This window comes from Bacteroidota bacterium, assembly GCA_030706565.1.
Taxonomy (GTDB): Bacteria; Bacteroidota; Bacteroidia; order Bacteroidales; family JAUZOH01; genus JAUZOH01.
The window spans coordinates 16,658-33,131 of record JAUZOH010000004.1; the positions used below are offsets into that span (position 1 = coordinate 16,658).

General features: G+C 37.3%; 14 protein-coding genes and 5 tRNA genes. 1 reads left to right on the forward strand and 18 read right to left on the reverse strand.

Annotated elements, in window-relative coordinates; all coding sequences use genetic code 11:
• Nucleotides 1-9 precede the first annotated feature (9 nt).
• The 16 genes from rplA to amrB all read right to left on the reverse strand — a co-directional run bounded on the left by rplA (nucleotide 10) and on the right by amrB (nucleotide 10,658).
• The gene (gene rplA / locus Q8907_00680) at nucleotides 10-711 is read right to left on the reverse strand and encodes a 50S ribosomal protein L1 (protein MDP4272776.1); all 702 of its coding nucleotides are present in this window, start codon (nucleotides 709-711) and stop codon (nucleotides 10-12) included.
• A 22-nt stretch (nucleotides 712-733) separates the two neighbouring features.
• Nucleotides 734-1,171: a 50S ribosomal protein L11 gene (rplK, locus tag Q8907_00685; GenBank protein ID MDP4272777.1), complete on the reverse strand. Its 438-nt coding sequence runs from the start codon at nucleotides 1,169-1,171 to the stop codon at nucleotides 734-736.
• A gap of 20 nt (nucleotides 1,172-1,191) precedes the next feature.
• Nucleotides 1,192-1,737 (reverse strand): transcription termination/antitermination protein NusG, encoded by a 546-nt coding sequence (gene nusG / locus Q8907_00690; protein MDP4272778.1) that lies wholly within the window; start codon nucleotides 1,735-1,737, stop codon nucleotides 1,192-1,194.
• Between the two features lie 12 nt (nucleotides 1,738-1,749).
• Entirely contained in the window at nucleotides 1,750-1,941 is a 192-nt protein-coding gene (gene secE, locus Q8907_00695) for a preprotein translocase subunit SecE (protein ID MDP4272779.1), read from the reverse strand.
• 16 nt (nucleotides 1,942-1,957) lie between these two features.
• Nucleotides 1,958-2,030: transfer RNA gene (locus Q8907_00700), tRNA-Trp, on the reverse strand.
• 42 nt (nucleotides 2,031-2,072) lie between these two features.
• Nucleotides 2,073-3,257, reverse strand: coding sequence for an elongation factor Tu (tuf, locus tag Q8907_00705; protein ID MDP4272780.1), 1,185 nt, complete (start codon nucleotides 3,255-3,257; stop codon nucleotides 2,073-2,075).
• A 68-nt stretch (nucleotides 3,258-3,325) separates the two neighbouring features.
• Nucleotides 3,326-3,397: transfer RNA gene (locus tag Q8907_00710), tRNA-Thr, on the reverse strand.
• Between the two features lie 128 nt (nucleotides 3,398-3,525).
• Nucleotides 3,526-3,598, reverse strand: a tRNA-Gly gene (locus Q8907_00715).
• A gap of 225 nt (nucleotides 3,599-3,823) precedes the next feature.
• Nucleotides 3,824-3,906 (reverse strand) — tRNA-Tyr (locus tag Q8907_00720).
• Between the two features lie 137 nt (nucleotides 3,907-4,043).
• Nucleotides 4,044-4,117 (reverse strand) — tRNA-Thr (locus Q8907_00725).
• Between the two features lie 107 nt (nucleotides 4,118-4,224).
• On the reverse strand, nucleotides 4,225-4,521 hold the full coding sequence (locus Q8907_00730; protein ID MDP4272781.1) for an HPF/RaiA family ribosome-associated protein: 297 nt from the start codon (nucleotides 4,519-4,521) through the stop codon (nucleotides 4,225-4,227).
• 18 nt (nucleotides 4,522-4,539) lie between these two features.
• On the reverse strand, nucleotides 4,540-5,427 hold the full coding sequence (locus Q8907_00735; protein MDP4272782.1) for a tyrosine-type recombinase/integrase: 888 nt from the start codon (nucleotides 5,425-5,427) through the stop codon (nucleotides 4,540-4,542).
• A 44-nt stretch (nucleotides 5,428-5,471) separates the two neighbouring features.
• Entirely contained in the window at nucleotides 5,472-5,666 is a 195-nt protein-coding gene (gene rpsU / locus Q8907_00740; GenBank protein MDP4272783.1) for a 30S ribosomal protein S21, read from the reverse strand.
• 242 nt (nucleotides 5,667-5,908) lie between these two features.
• The gene (locus tag Q8907_00745) at nucleotides 5,909-6,805 is read right to left on the reverse strand and encodes a helix-hairpin-helix domain-containing protein (protein ID MDP4272784.1); all 897 of its coding nucleotides are present in this window, start codon (nucleotides 6,803-6,805) and stop codon (nucleotides 5,909-5,911) included.
• A 66-nt stretch (nucleotides 6,806-6,871) separates the two neighbouring features.
• Nucleotides 6,872-9,097 carry a hypothetical protein gene (locus Q8907_00750; GenBank protein ID MDP4272785.1) on the reverse strand — a complete coding sequence of 742 codons (2,226 nt, stop codon included), beginning with the start codon at nucleotides 9,095-9,097 and terminating at the stop codon, nucleotides 6,872-6,874.
• A gap of 106 nt (nucleotides 9,098-9,203) precedes the next feature.
• Entirely contained in the window at nucleotides 9,204-10,658 is a 1,455-nt protein-coding gene (amrB, locus tag Q8907_00755) for an AmmeMemoRadiSam system protein B (GenBank protein ID MDP4272786.1), read from the reverse strand.
• Nucleotides 10,659-11,103: 445 nt separating this feature from the next.
• On the opposite strand from amrB, the gene Q8907_00760 reads away from it, so the two are divergent.
• Complete coding sequence (locus tag Q8907_00760) at nucleotides 11,104-11,727, forward strand: porin family protein (protein MDP4272787.1); 624 nt, start codon at nucleotides 11,104-11,106, stop codon at nucleotides 11,725-11,727.
• 131 nt (nucleotides 11,728-11,858) lie between these two features.
• On the opposite strand, the gene Q8907_00765 is transcribed toward Q8907_00760, so the two are convergent.
• Both Q8907_00765 and xerD read right to left on the reverse strand, forming a co-directional pair.
• A complete protein-coding gene (locus Q8907_00765; protein MDP4272788.1) occupies nucleotides 11,859-14,732 on the reverse strand; it encodes a PD-(D/E)XK nuclease family protein in 2,874 nt (957 codons plus the stop codon).
• A gap of 178 nt (nucleotides 14,733-14,910) precedes the next feature.
• Entirely contained in the window at nucleotides 14,911-15,807 is an 897-nt protein-coding gene (xerD, locus tag Q8907_00770) for a site-specific tyrosine recombinase XerD (protein ID MDP4272789.1), read from the reverse strand.
• Between the last annotated feature and the right edge of the window lie 667 nt (nucleotides 15,808-16,474).

Genomic DNA, 16,474 nt, shown 5'->3' on the forward strand with positions numbered 1-16,474 from the left:
AAACCCCAGCTATTCTTCGGTTGAAATTGATTTAGAATCAACATGTAAACCTGGACTCATGGTAGTGGAAAGATAAATACTTTTAACGTAAGTACCTTTAGAGGTAATAGGTTTCATCTTAATCACATTAGCGATGAATTCCTTTACATTATCCACAATTTTCCCTGGTTCAAAAGAAACTTTCCCAATAGAATTATGAATAATTCCGGCCTTATCAACTTTAAATTCGATTTTACCTTGCTTTACCTCCTTAACAGCTTTTCCAATTTCCATGGTAACAGTACCACTTTTGGGGTTTGGCATCAAGCCTCTAGGACCTAAAATTCTACCTAATTGACCTACTTTTCCCATTACTGATGGCATAGTAATAATAATATCCACATCAGTCCAACCACCTTTAATTTTGTCTATGTATTCTTCCAATCCTACATAGTCAGCTCCGGCTTCTTTGGCCTCAGCTTCTTTATCAGGTGTACATAAAACCAAAACGCGGATTACTTTTCCAGTTCCATGAGGCAAAGTAACCACACCACGTACCATTTGATTGGATTTCTTAGGATCTACACCTAAACGAACGTCAACATCGACGGAAGCATCAAATTTGGTAGTGGTAATATCTTTAAGCAAACGTGTAGCCTCGCTCAATTTATATTGACGGCCGGCTTCAATCTTGCTTAACGCTAACTTTCTATTTTTTGTAAGTCTTGTCATTTCTCCAACGAAAAATTAAAATTTAAAAAGGAGGATTGCCCTTAATTGTTATACCCATGCTTCGAGCTGTACCAGCAACCAACCTCATAGCCGATTCAACAGTAAAGGCATTCAAATCCGGCATTTTATCCTCAGCGATTTCCTTAACCTGATCCCAAGAAATGTTGGCAACCTTAATACGGTTAGGCTCAGCTGAACCTGATTTCACCTTTGCAACCTCGAGCAATTGAACTGCAACAGGAGAAGCCTTAGTAATAAAATCAAAAGATTTATCCTTGTATACAGTTATAATTACAGGTATAACTTTTCCTGCTTTATCCTGAGTTTTTGCATTAAACTTCTTGCAAAAATCCATGATGTTTACTCCTTTGGAACCCAAAGCAGGACCTACTGGAGGAGATGGATTTGCTGCACCACCCCGAATTTGCAATTTAATGATTCCTGTAACTTCTTTTGCCATAATTCGATTCTTTTCTCAATTTATTCTTTTTCTACTTGCATGAAGCTAAGTTCTAAGGGAGTTTTTCTTCCGAAAATCTTCACCATGACCTTCAACTTCTTTTTTTCATCATTAACTTCTTCAATGATACCGGTAAAACTATTGAACGGACCATCGATCACTTTCACTGATTCACCGACACAAAATGGAGTAGTTAACTCTTCATCTTCAGCAGCCAGTTCATCAACTTTCCCTAAAATTCGGTTAATTTCAGAAGTACGCAAGGGAATAGGAACATCACCCCTATTACCCAAAAAGCCCATCACATTAGGAATATTACGCAAAACATGAGGTACCTCCCCAACTAATGCAGCTTCTACTAAAATATAACCGGGATAGAAATTTCTCTCTTTACTAATCTTTTTTCCCCCCCTCACTTGATAAACTTTTTCGGTGGGAATCAAAACCTGAGAAACGTAATCCTGTAGATTAAGTCGGCTTACTTCATTTTCGATATATTCTTTGACTTTTTTTTCTTTTCCACTAATAGCTTTAAGAACATACCACTTTTTTTCGACTTCACCCATTCAGTTTAGAGATTAAAAAAACATACTAAAGATTAATTGTATCAGATTTTGGAAGCTAAAATCCATTACAAAAACGATTACTGCAATTATTAAGGAAGCAATCATAACTACAATACCGCTATTTTGTAATTCTGACCAAGTTGGCCATGAAACTTTATGAAATAATTCGTTAAAAGCTTCTTGAATATAGAGTTTAATTTTCATTTTCTCTTAAAGTATGCACGGGTGGAGAGACTCGAACTCCCAACCAATGGTTTTGGAGACCACTACTCTACCAATTGAGCTACACCCGTAAAAATATTTCTGCCTTCATAAAACAATGCTAAAGCATTGTTTTATTCTACTATTTCGGTTACCTGACCAGCACCTACTGTTCTGCCACCTTCACGAATAGCGAAACGCAAATTCTTGTTGATAGCAACAGGATAAATCAAAGTTACAGTGATGGTAACATTATCGCCAGGCATTACCATTTCTACTCCATCAGGTAATTTTATTTCACCTGTAACATCAAGAGTTCTTAAATAGAACTGAGGACGATATTCATTGTGGAAAGGAGTATGACGGCCACCTTCTTCTTTCTTCAACACGTAAACTTCAGCTTTGAATTTAGTGTGAGGAGTGATAGAACCAGGTTTGGCAATAACCATACCTCTTTTTATTTCTTTCTTATCAATACCTCTAAGTAATAAACCTACATTGTCACCAGCTTCACCGTCATCAAGGATCTTACGGAACATTTCCACACCAGTTACAACAGTCTTCTTGCTGGGGCCTAAGCCAACGATTTCCATTTCATCACCGGTCTTAACAACACCCGTTTCAATACGTCCTGTAGCAACTGTTCCACGGCCTGTAATTGAGAAGATATCCTCAACTGGCATCAGGAAAGGTTTTTCATTCTCACGGGGAGGTATCGGAATATAATCATCAACAAAGTTCATCAATTCCACAACCTTTTCTTCCCATTTAGGTTCACCATTCAGGGCACCTAAAGCAGAACCACGAACGATAGGAGCATTTGCACCATCATAACCATAGAAAGTCAATAATTCACGAACTTCCATTTCAACCAAGTCGAGCAATTCGGGATCATCAACCTGATCAACTTTATTCATGAATACAACGATCTTGGGAACACCAACCTGACGAGCCAAAAGAATATGTTCTCTGGTTTGGGGCATAGGACCATCCGTAGCGGCAACAACCAAAATAGCACCGTCCATCTGGGCAGCACCAGTAACCATATTCTTTACATAATCAGCATGACCCGGGCAATCAACGTGAGCATAGTGACGTTTTTCAGTCTGATACTCAACGTGTGCGGTATTAATAGTAATACCTCTTTCCTTTTCTTCAGGTGCATTATCAATCTGGTCGAATGTCTTTATTTCAGATAAACCTCTCTTTGCCAACACCATAGTGATTGCAGCAGTAAGAGTTGTCTTTCCATGGTCAACATGACCAATTGTACCAATATTAACATGGGGTTTTGACCTGTCAAATTTTTCTTTAGCCATAACTTTAGTAATTAGATAAATTTAAAATTTATAAGTTATAAAAAAGCAAGGGATCTTCATTATATTAGAGCCAATGATGGGAGTTGAACCCATGACCCCTTCCTTACCAAGGAAGTGCTCTACCACTGAGCTACATCGGCATTCTGTTCTTATTGATTCACTGCTCCCTTAAAGAGATAATCTTAAGAAAATCAACAGAACATTGCTCATTACCTTATCAGTTTCTCAACACGTTCTTTCCACCGAACCACGAAACTGAAAAATAAAGAGCGGGAAACGAGACTCGAACCCGCGACCCCAACCTTGGAAGAGTTGTGCTCTACCAACTGAGCTATTCCCGCATACTTTCCAAATCAGCCTATAGCTAATTATCTATTTCAATAAAATAAACCAATTAAAGTTCAAGTCTTAAAGCCAGAATAAATTGCAACTTTAAAATAATTTTAATACTTGAAACCTTAATTTTATTATTCTCAAAGAACCTTTTATGCTTTTTTGATTATACCAAACAGATCTATTTAAAGTTTTAGTATTTCTAAACTTTAAGAATATTTTAAATAAAAAAGTGGGGAGGGCAGGATTCGAACCTACGAAGGCGTCAGCCAACAGATTTACAGTCTGCCCCAGTTGGCCACTTTGGTACCTCCCCCTTTTTAAAATATCTTTTTTAAATCTTAATTCAGTACAACAAAATTTCAATCAACCCTTGCTAAAAAAGCAACATATATCAAGTTTCTCTAATTTATTCTACCATCAATAAAATAATTATCAATAGTCAAAATCACGAGCCGATGGAGGGATTCGAACCCCCGACCAGCTGATTACAAATCAGCTGCTCTGGCCAACTGAGCTACATCGGCAAAACAAAGAACGCTACACTTAACTTCCCCCCTTGAATTTTGGGTTGGCAAATGTATAAATATTTTATTTAACACACAAAGAAAATGATTTTTTTTTCAAGAAAATCCTATTTTCTAAGCTTTGTTTTATGTTTATCAATTTGCGAACGCAAAGCATCAATTGCATTATCCGTTGATTCTTCGAAAGTTCTGCTCTGTTTTTTTGCGAACAAATCATTGCCTGGAATTTCCAGCTTTATTTCTACAACCTTGTTTTCCAGCTCCTGATCCTTATCAATTCTTAAAAAGACTTCGGCACCAATAATCTCATCATAAAATTGAACTAACTTTTTGACTTTTACAGTAATAAAGTCGAGTAATTTTTTATCGGCATCAAACCTGATAGATTTAATTTTCACATTCATGATCAACCTCCTTTTGATTTATGCCCTAGGATGAGCCTGATTATAAACTTTTTTTAATTTTTCAAACGTATTGTGCGTATAAATCTGTGTGGCCGAAAGATTGGCATGACCCAATAATTCTTTAATCGCATTTAGATCTGCACCGTTGTTCAATAATTCTGTTGCAAAGGTATGCCTTAAAACATGTGGACTTTTCTTTTCTATCGTGGTAACATATGGCAGGTAACGATGTACTACCCGGTAAACCAACTTTCCATATACCTTCTCCCCCTTTGCAGTGAAGAAAAGATAATCAGCAGCCCCCATGCTTTTTATTTCAGACGCCAAGGCCTGGTAACTTTCAATATCCTTATAGAACCTGCGGCTGATGGGTATCAGTCTCTCCTTATTCCTTTTCCCTAAGACTTTAATGGTCAAATTGCTTTTGTCTATATCCGCATTTTTTAAACCCGTCAATTCTGATAACCTCATGCCGGTACAATACAGCATCTCCAAAATCAACCTGTCCCTTAGGCCCCAAAAACCATCGCCGAAATCCACCTCTTTAAACAATTTGTCAATACCTTTATGATCGACAAACTCAGGTAATCTCTTCTCAGTTTTTAAGGACAACACATGCTCTACAGGATTATCCTTAATAAGTCCTTCCTTTAGAAGATATTTAAAAAATGATTTTAATGCAGTAAGCTTACGATTGACTGAGCGGGATGATAATCCTTCTTCCATTAAACTTACCACCCATAACCTGATAATCTGATAATTAAAATGCAACAGATCAACCTCGTCCCCCTGGCCTCCACAAAAGATGAAAAACTGCGTTAAATCAGTTTTGTATGATGTAACAGTATACTTCGAACATCGTTTTTCATTTTGCAGATAATCAAGGAATGAATCAGCATAAGTCATGAGCTAACTTTTTACATTTCTTCCCGGAAGAGCCTTTGTCTGGCTTATTGTTCTTCTTCTCTTTGCATCTGTTCAATATAGATGGCGTGCTTAATAATATCACGTCTCTTAACAGAAGGTTTTGTAAAAGATTGTCTTTCTCTCAGTTCTTTGATAACGCCTGTTTTTTCAAATTTTCTTTTAAATTTTTTCAGCGCTCTTTCGATGTTTTCGCCTTCTTTTAATGGTACGATAATCATAAGTTAAATTTTTAGTAAAACGAGCCGCAAATTTATTCAAATAAAAAACACAAATCAAATATTTAAGCCTTTAAATAAACTTTTTATTGAAATTATTTTGCCCACAATTCATAAAAAACTGCTGACAGAGCCTGAATAAACACATTATCAACTTTATAAAACTTCTCGTTTACTTACATCTGAACATAAAATTAAGTAATTTTTCCAATAAAAAGAAGCTTTCGCAATTTTTTGCATCAAAACTACTGAACCGATAAGTAAGGTTTCAATTTTTCGTATTCTGTTTTTGTCAACACATGATTATCAAGCAATTCAAAGGAATTCTGAATTCTTCCCTTTAATTCCCGGTATTTTACTATGCCTTTGGCCTGAAATAACCGTAAATACGGATGATGTGCCAATTCAAAAGCCGATAACTTATTGATGTTGATTTTTTGAATATTCAAGCTGTCCAATATGATTTTGCCATCAAGTTGTGAAATCACTTCAGGACTCAATCCCCAAACTTCATACAATTGCTTTTTCGAAGAAAAACCACCTAACCTTTGGCGATATTTAACTATCCTTGCAGAAAGCGCCGTCCCTATTCCCGGCAACCTTTTTAATTCGGCCGTATCTGAGGAATTCAATTCAACCGGACGAAAGGCCGGTTTATTCACCGGAAAAACATTGGCTTTATACTTGATATTTTCAGCAGGGATTACAATATATGGTTCTAAACGCAAGTAATCTCCGGATGAAATGCCATAAATTTTTTTCAAATCTTCTTTATGAAAAAACTTCCCTCCTTTGCTGGTATAATTAAGAATGATTTTTATCTGGAAGGGTTTTAATCCCAACTTTTCCCAATCGGAATCAGAGGTATGATTGGGATCAAAAGGGAACAAAGTAAATTTTCTTTGAGTTTTTGCCCTGTTTTCAACTTTTTCCTGAGTTTCCTTAAGTTTTAAACTTTTCTCAAAATTATTGATTTGCGTTCTGAATCGCTCATTTTCCTCCTGATTGGTCTTAGGAGGCATCATGCCGGTCAGATGGTTCAAAACGATCAGAACGACACAAATCACAAGCAATATGATGATTCCGTTGCGATCGCCTTTGGAGAAAGTAAAATAATCTTTTACAAATCGTTTTAAATTCATTTATAAACAGATGACAAAAATTTAACATTTCTATTCAAGTTACGAAATATTGTCACCCCACCCAAATTATTTTCTGGTTTTAATGATAAAAAACAAACCGCTTAGTACATTCAACAGGCAAACGATCATCCCAAATTTGAACATACCCAACCAGGGAATAAGAAAAACAGAGGCAAGCAAAATACCGAAGGCTGATCCTAAAGAATCGGCACTATATAAGGAACCTGCGACTTTTCCATACTCACCCTTCTGAAAAATACTGGCCATCGAAAATTCCATTCCAATCAGTACAGCAATCATTAAGGTAAGGATGAAAAATAACAAATGAATAAGAACGACATGCGTATTAATCTGTTTGAAAAAAAAGACGGCCATTGGCATCAATAAGGCATAAAGGGCAATAATAAGTTGTATTTGCAACATGGTTCTACGGTTGACTTCCGCTATAATCCTGTGCCTGTAAAAAGCACCCAGTGCCAAACCTGCCATAAACAAAGTAATGATAACCCCTGTCATTTGAAATACATATCCATAAAGTATTTGAAATGCCAATATCAGGGCAAATTCCAGCGAAGCAGCCGCAAAACCTCCGGCAAACATGGTTATATTCACTGCATTAAGACGCCAGTAAACAATAATCATCAAAATAAACAGAAAAGACAGGATTAGCCAAAGATTAACCTTAAAATAGCTGAGCCAATACAAGGTTTGCCGGTAGCACGAAACCGGTATAAAATCCTTATTGACAGGTGCATTTTGATCAATCTTACGGAGGATATAGTGACTTCGTTGTGCAAGCAATTCATCCTCAATATAATATTTATTTACATACAGATTGGAGATTTTCAATGATTCAACCAGGCTTGCAACTTTCAGGCTCAAAGGTTTATCAGAGGCGATAAAATAATTCTTCATCCCGGGAATGATTAATACATTTTTAAATGAAGTTTTCAGGGTATTGTACAACACCGAATTCAAATCAGCAACTTCCCTGCTCACATAATCGGAAGTAGACATCAGCCTATAAGAAACCACCGCCCCGGGAAGAAGCTTACTTTTTAATTCCTTTAGAAATTCAACGGTATAGTAGCGGTTGATTTCAGAAGTGCCCGGTTCCGGTAAATTGATCAAAGCAACATCATACAAAACAGGCGTCCGTTTGATATACAACCTGGCATCCTGATTAATAACATGAATCCCCCTATGGTTTAAAGAATGAGTATAGTGCAAACCAACTTGAATTAGCCATGGATTGATTTCTACATAATCAATTTGATTTACAGGATATTTGAAAATTTCATCGGTAATGCCTGAAATTCCTCCCGAAACAAGTAACACTTTCCGGGAATAAGGACGCTGGACCATTGCATAATGTGTATTTTCTTCATTTTCAATCATATTGGCCGTATTAAAAAGCAGCACATTATTTTCATAAAAATTGAGTTGCTCTCCGGTTTGAGTAACCACAAGATTTCCATAAGGTGTCCCCTTTTGATATATCAGTGTTTGTCCTTTAAAAAGGTACTTTTTCATCAACTGGTCCCCGTTGATGCCAAAAGAAACTATGCCGCCAATCAGAATTACCCAGGCAAGTATCACGTAATAATAATTATATCGCCAATGCAGGCTGAAGTAAAAAACGGCTAAAAAATTAATGCACATCATTACCTGCAGGCATTGGACAGAAGGAAGAAGAAATACAAGAATAAAATTGAATAAAGCACCACCTATGACACTTCCCAAAGACTCGTATGCATACGTTTTGTTGATTTGGTTTGATAAACAAGTGTGAGAAATCAGTTTTGCCAAAGTGGTAAAAACAGAACCGGATAACACACAAAAAGGCAAAAGCAGGACAAACGAAGAGGCAAGAATCTGAAAAAAGCCCAACATACTGCCTTCGGGGAAAATAACATTCTTGTAATAATCAAGTAGAAAAACGATAAGGATAGGTAAAACGCCCAAAACAATAAGTGATATAAGAACAAACTTCCTGCTGTTCTTAATCTTGAAATTAAAATACCGGCCGAGAAAGGCTCCCAGTGCCGTTAAAAGCATCCAGTTGCACAAAATAGCCCCGATAACAAGTTCATTCCCATAAAAGACAGTTAGAAACTCACGGATCAGAACTGTTTGAGAAAAAATAGCCGACATTCCAAGAATAAAGACTGCTATTTTAAAATCTTTCAGCAAGAATGACTTGTTGGACGGTAAAAGGTAACTGTAAACATCATTTTGATTAGGAGTAAAAGAATTACTTTTGATGAAATGCCAAAGATTAAAATTCTTCATGACCCGATATTTTCAAAATGAAAAATCTTGCACCGACAGTTAAATGCAGACGGCAGTAGTAAGATTTTCAAAATGGCCGTAAAACCGAAGCAAGCATTAAAAACTTTTATTTTTCTTCAGAAAACACGTAGGCTTCATAAGTATATAATTCGGCATCCTTCCAGCCATCCCAACCAATTCCTGCTTTGTCGCGTGCACAATGCCCCAGGAATTCTTCTTTGCTCCAACCTGTTGATTTGGCAACTTGTGGCAAAAATGTTCCGCTTCTAAACCCTTTCTTTATATAAACGCCATGTTTTCCCAGGATGATTTCGTCAATGGAATGTATTCTCTTCATAGGTGTGAGGACAGAAATCTCAATTCGAAGCTGAGGAACCTCACTTTTTTCTACTTCAGGGAAACGGGGATCCTGCGTGGCAGCCGAAACAGCCATTTGCTGGACGACTTCATATAAAGGTTCGTTAGAAGTGAAATTCCCTATGCAACCTCTTAATTCACCTGCTTTGGTAAGTGTCACAAATGCCCCGCAGTTTGCAAGTAAGGCTTTGGGAAGCTCGTTTTTATTAATTTCAGGTATCTTTTTATTCTGTAAATATTGCTCAATAGTCTGACGGGCAATGGTCAGTAATTTCTTTTTCTCAACATCTGAAAGATTAAAAGCCGTCCGGTTTTCCTTTTTACCTTTTAATGTTGCTTTCAATCCAAAATAACCCACTACTTTGTCTTTATCCCCATAGGGGCTGTCCCCGGAATTTTTATATTGAACCGGAGTAATCGACACATTGGAATTACCCTGAGTCATGTACAAGAATGTCAGCACCGAGGGCCAGCCGCATAAACTGGTAACCAGGTCAGGTATCCGCTTTGAGGCATTGCTTCTCAATGTTCTGATCAGCATATCAGGAGAATTGGACTCTATGGCTTTTGCCGTAAGATGATCTACTTCGATAGCATCCTGAAAGGATGGATAGTGGGAAAAATCTGAACTGATCACAAAAAGGTTGTCCATGGTCAAATAGGGTTTCAATGCCCCGGCAATTTCCTGGCAAGTTTCAACAGTTTGTGTCCCAAGCAAAATAGGTACAATTTTGAACTCTTTTTTCAGGTGATATTGGAGAAAAGGCAATTGAACCTCCAGGCTATGTTCCTGGCGATGCACATCAGCATCGCCGGAGAATATATCTGAATGTTCTTTAATTAGCTTATTGGCCAGGGGGATATCCACCTTAACAATTCCCAAAGGAGTAGCAAAATTGCCTTTGTTATATATGGCTGCACCTTCAAATGAAGCCCGATGGCTTGAGCCAATCACAAAAATATCCGTGTATTCACCCTCCGAAGGCAACTGATTGATACTACTGGCAGCTACTCCTGCTGAAAACACATAACCCGCATGGGGACAAATAACTGCCACTACATGCCCCTCTCCTTCCCCGGAAAATTTGATTGCCCTGGAAAAATATTTTTTCAGATCAGCGCGGAGGGAATCAGGATTGGAGGGATAAAATTGCCCGGCAACAGCCGGCTGTCTGGTCACCAGATTTTTATCACTTTCAGACATCTTATTAACTTGTGAATGACAATAAGTAAATGAAAACAAAAGTCCCAATACAAAAAAAAGACACAACGGATCATTTGGCTTCCTTATTCTCATCTTTATTCTCAACTAGAATTTACAATTTAAGAATAAAAAATCAAAGAAGAATGGAATTTCTGAAATATTTTCAAGGAATGGAATTAAAAACAGGAATTATAAACTATTTATTAGAAAAATAATTAAATAATGACTCAGGTTAAAATAAAATTTATATATTTATATAGGTGAAAAATATCAGACAGATGATAAATTGATTGTGTTTTTTGTATTCTTATCAATTAAATTTATTGTTAATCGTTTAAAAATAAAACAAATTCCCAGTGTTAAAGAGTACCCGGAAAATCTATAAGAGAGTACGGAGCGGTTGTCGAAAAGCTTTAAGAGTAGACCCAATAAAAAACTAATATTTATGAAAAATTTTATAAAATTCTTATTAGTAATCTGTTGCATGTTTGTTGTAAGCGGTGTTCAGGCTCAGATAAAATTTGGACCTAAATTCGGTTTAAATCTGTCGACCATGACCATGAAAGAATCAGGAATCAGTATTGATCCCAAAACAAGGGCAGGCATACATTTAGGCCTTATAGGAGAAATACCTCTGCAAAACAATTTCAACATACAAACCGGTTTCTTTTTCTCAATGAAAGGGTCCAAGTATTCCGTAGGTAATACAGATATGACTATTTCACCAAATTACCTGGAAATCCCGGTTAATGCATTATATAAATATGAATTAGGTTCAGCAAAATTATTGTTATTCGCAGGGCCCTACTTCGCTTATGGCATAGGCGGAAAATATAAAGCAGATGGTGAATCCCAAGATATTAAGTTTGGTTCAGGTGACAATAATGACATGAAAGCATTTGATATGGGCTTAAATTTAGGAGCCGGCATTGAAATCAGTGATTTCCAAATTACAGCTCAATATGGTTTAGGATTGGCTAATTTAGCTCCCGTTTCTACAAATGATGCAAAAATGAAGAATAGGGTTTTCGGAATTTCTATAGCCTATTTAATGTCAGCAACTAAATAAGCTAATTTGAATTTATTGAAAAGAAGTTAAATTCTTATTTAGTAAATAATTGATCAGGAAGTGAGCGGATTTTATCTACTCACTTCTTTTTATTTTAAGGCTGGTTAAAAAATTTAATATCCATTTCCTCATTACCTGTGGCACATCCCATTATACGGGCATAACCTGCATGTATCCTGATTTGTGGTTTGCTCAAAGGACAAATCCTTATTGAATAAATTGGCCAATAGATTGTATAATTGAACCTCAAATTCCTGAGAGATATCCCTGTAATTGGTGATTTTTTGAACCTTGTTCCTGATACCTGTTTCCAGATGATAGTCCCAATTTCCCCCGAACAGCTCTTTTAAAAAATAAAGGCCTGGGACAATGGCAATAGCTTCGGGTCTTTCAGAAGCATAAAATTGAGAATATATAAAGGTTTGCAAGGCGGCCTTGTTCCTCTTTCGGGTCATTGAGTCGAAAAGACTTTCAATGCTGATAAATTTCTTGTCGGGTTCACCTGTTTTGTAATCAATGATCCGGATATTCCCTTCTTTCTCATCCACCCTGTCGATAATACCACCAATATTTACCTGAAGTGCCTGTGAAGAAAAGCTCACAGGAATTGTAAAACTGCAAAACCTTTCAAGTTCGAGGATTTTAAAAGGAGAATAGGCTTCATCAGCTGTCAGCAGGCGGGTGATATATTTTTTCAGTACATTAAAAATGATGGAATTTCTCCCTGTTATCTGAAAATCTTCTGTTTTATACACCACTTCTTTGAATGCCTGTTGCAGCGCTACCTGGATGATATTTTTATCGGAAATCATTTTATGCAGGTTTTCTTTCTGAAGCAATGTTCCCTTCTCCTCCCTGTAAAGATATTCCATGGATTTGTGCAGCAGATTACCAAACATCATTTCATCAACTTCTTCGCTCACTTCCTGAGGTTCTTCAATTTGGGCGATATACTTAAAATAAAATTTCAGGCTGCAGTCGATATAAGTATTAATAGCACTGGGTGAAAGATATGCCTTTTCGGTATATGCCATCAATGCCTTCATTATTTCACTGTTCTTGGAAATTTTTATTTCCTTCGCGGACTGAATATTGACATTGTAAGTAATGTTGTGCTCTTCGATGGTAAATCCGGGCTCATATTTTAACTGGGTGAGGAAACGGCTCATCTCGCCGGTTTGCGAATCATCTGTCCTCGAATTATAGGTAAACACAACATTTTTAGCTCTTTGAACAAGCCGGTAGAAATAATAGGCATAGATGGAATCCTGGTGTTCAATAGTTGGCAAACCGAAGGCCTTACGGAGGCTATAAGGAATGAATGACGGAGAAGTCCCGCTTTTAGGCAGATTCCCTTCATTCATCGAGAGAATAATTACATTTTCGAAATCTACTGCACGTGTTTCGAGTATTCCCATAATCTGCAATCCGGATAAAGGTTCTCCGGTGAAAGGAACACTCAGTCCCCTGATGTATTTTTTCAGCAAACGGGTAAAAGTAACCAGCGAAAAATCAATATTCTTTTCTGAAAGAACTTCCTTCAACCTTTTTATGGCTTTAAACAGATAATACAGATATTCGCTTTCAACCTTCGAAACATCAGCTTTATTTTCCTGCTCCGGATCCTCATCTTCTTCAGGTCCTTTTTTATCAAGGTTTTCAGCAGCCATATATAAAATATCCATCATGTAGTCTGCAAACTCAGACGGATTAGAAGGTTTGCTGAATATTTTCGCAACAATCTTATCATCCCCGAAATCAGAAGGTTTTAGGAATATCTTATTCTCATTTATCATCCTGGCCGAAAAATCGTTGGGCAATTTCAGGTGCAGATATTGCGAATAGGGATGTTTGAGGATAGACTGCACATTTTTATAATAAAAGATGAATTGCCCATTTTGCTGAACCCTCACATTGCGTTGCAGGTTTATCAGCTCTTCCAGGAAACTATACACAGGCGTGATCGTGACCGGATAACCCATGGTGACATTTATTTTCCGGATATCAGAAGGGATGGAATGCAAAACGGGCATCAACATTTGTTCATCGGCCAGCACCACGGCAGTGGTGTTATAATCATTGGTTCCCAGCTGATGGAGCAACGAAGGCAGAACCCTGGCCTGTCCTACGGCTGAAGGAACAGCTATACAGGTGAATTTTTTACCCTTCAGGTTATTTGACGTAAATGTGGCAGCAGGAGGAAAATCCCGGAGATTCTCCCGGATAAACTGCCCGGCTTCATGAACGGGATTATTCAGGTAATAGTCATCATAATCCCAGTAAAATTCCGCAATATTCAAGTTTTGAAGAATTTTGAAAAATGTTTTTTCACATTTGTTCAAAGCATTAAATCCTACAAAAATAATTTTCTGATAAGGCAGCTCCGGCTCCTTATCCTCATTTAACCGTTTAACGGCCTCACGGTATATCATTCCCTCATAACCAATACCTTTATCCTTGAGCATTGCCGTGTAGGTTTCATAGATGGGATGAAGGATATTCCAGACAGAAATAAAGTTTTGCTTTTGAGTGGTAAGATGTTCAAGGTTGAAGTTTTTCCAGAAAACCCTTATGGCCTGTATTTGGTTGTCAGTAAGATATTCAAACCTGTCCCTGAGGTCTTTCAATGATTCTATATTTTTAAACAATTCGACAGCATTGACCAGATTTTTGTCCACGTCGTCAAAATCGCTAAGCATGGTTTCTCCCCAAAAATAAAACTCATCAAAGGTCTCTTCGGTATTCTTCAGTTTTTTGTAAATTTCGTAGAGGTCGAAGATCAAACTCAGATTATCGGCAAGTTGCAGTTGCGAAAGCTGTTGCATCAATTCATTGATGGCCGAGAACGAAGGCGCCCAAATCGGTCTGGCGATCATGTCTGAAAGGTAACGTGTGAAAAACAAGCTGGCCCTGCGATTTGGGAATACCACACAACAATCAGAAAGCTTATCGCCATACCGTTGATAAAGGTCAGTGGCTACGTTATTCAGAAAACTATTGCTCATAAGTTATTATCTAAATCGCTTAAATCAATCTTAAAAATCAATATTGTTTTTAATCCTCCTTCCCATAAGGGAGCCAGAGTTTGAACTATCTTTTGCAGGGTTCCAAAACAAAAAATAACCAGGGATGAAAATACAAAAAATTACCAGCTTATAACCTTTAAGGAATGGATTTAAGAAATCAAGCCCCTGGCAGGAAACGTAAAATCATATCACGCAGGTATTCCCTGTCCAGATGGGTATAAATCTCAGTGGTAGTAATGGATTCGTGGCCAAGCATCTCCTGAACGGCACGCAAATCAGCACCTCCTTCAACCAGATGGGTGGCAAACGAATGGCGAAAAGTATGGGGACTGATATTTTTCTGCAGGCCTATTTTTTCTGCAAGCTCCTTGACAATGGTAAAGACCATGATGCGGGTCAGCATGGAGCCCCTCCGGTTTAAAAAGACAATATCTTCTGAATCCCGGTGTATCCTTTTTAATTTATTCCTATCCCCGAGATATAAATTGATTTCTTTGATGGCTTTTGGACTGATGGGAACCAGCCTTTCCTTACTCCCTTTCCCAAAGATTCTGACAAAACCCTCCTCAAAATACAAATTGGAAAGTTTAAGACTGATTAGTTCCGAAACCCTAAGCCCGCAGCTGTACAAGGTTTCTATCATGGCTTTGTTGCGCTGGCCTTCAGGCTGGCTGAGATCAATGGCACCTAAAAGTTTGTTGATTTCGTCAACAGTAAGTATTTCGGGCAACTTACGGCCTGTCCTTGGCGCTTCGAGCAAATCGGCCGGGTTGGTTTCTACTTCATCCTCCAGCATCAAAAATTTGTAAAAAGCCTTTGTCCCGGAAACAATTCTTGCCTGGCTATTGGCGCTCATATCTAATTTGCCTACCCATTGAATAAAATCTTCCAGCATCTTCAGATCAATCTGGTCAGGTTTAAGGTTGAGCTTTTTAAATTCCAGATATTGAGTAAGCTTGTGGATGTCATTAGTATATGCTTCTATAGTATTTGATGACAAAGATTTTTCCAGCTTTAAAAAATTGGAAAAGTCCTTCTGATAAGTCTCCCACATGATTGAAATTTGATCGTTTTTCTTACAAATTTAACAAACAAAATTGTTTTAGTAGATTTCAATAGAAATTAATCAGAGGCAAGAAAAGTTGAAAACATCAGACGCAGGTCCTGCTAGCTTTGTGTTGGATAATTCACGATCAGTTTTTTTAAGATTACTGAATATTAGCAACTAAATATTCCCCTGAGCGGAATAAAATTTAACGGCCGTTATTTACTAAGCGAAGCGATCTCATTCTCCTGTATTTTATGGAGAATAAAAAGTTTGAATAAAGTTTTAATGCAAAGAATACCCCGGAGGTACATAGATTTTTCTCCGTGTAACTCTGTGTCTTCTCCGTGTATCTCTGTGTTAAAGTATTTAATTATTACACAGAGTACCACAGAGTTTTTCACGGAGAGCCACAGAGAAATTAAAGATATTCAAACGAATAAGCAGTATTGTCTTGTTTCCCGGAACGGAATAAAATTTAATGCCCATGTTTTTTATGGAGAATAAAAAGGAAGAATAAAGCTTAAAGACAAAGAATACCCCGGAGGTACATAGAATTTTCTCCGTGTAACTCTGTGTCTTCTCCGTGTATCTCTGTGTTAAAGTATTTAATTATTACACAGAGTACCACAGAGTTTTTCACGGAGAGCCACAGAGAAATTAAAGATATCCCAAA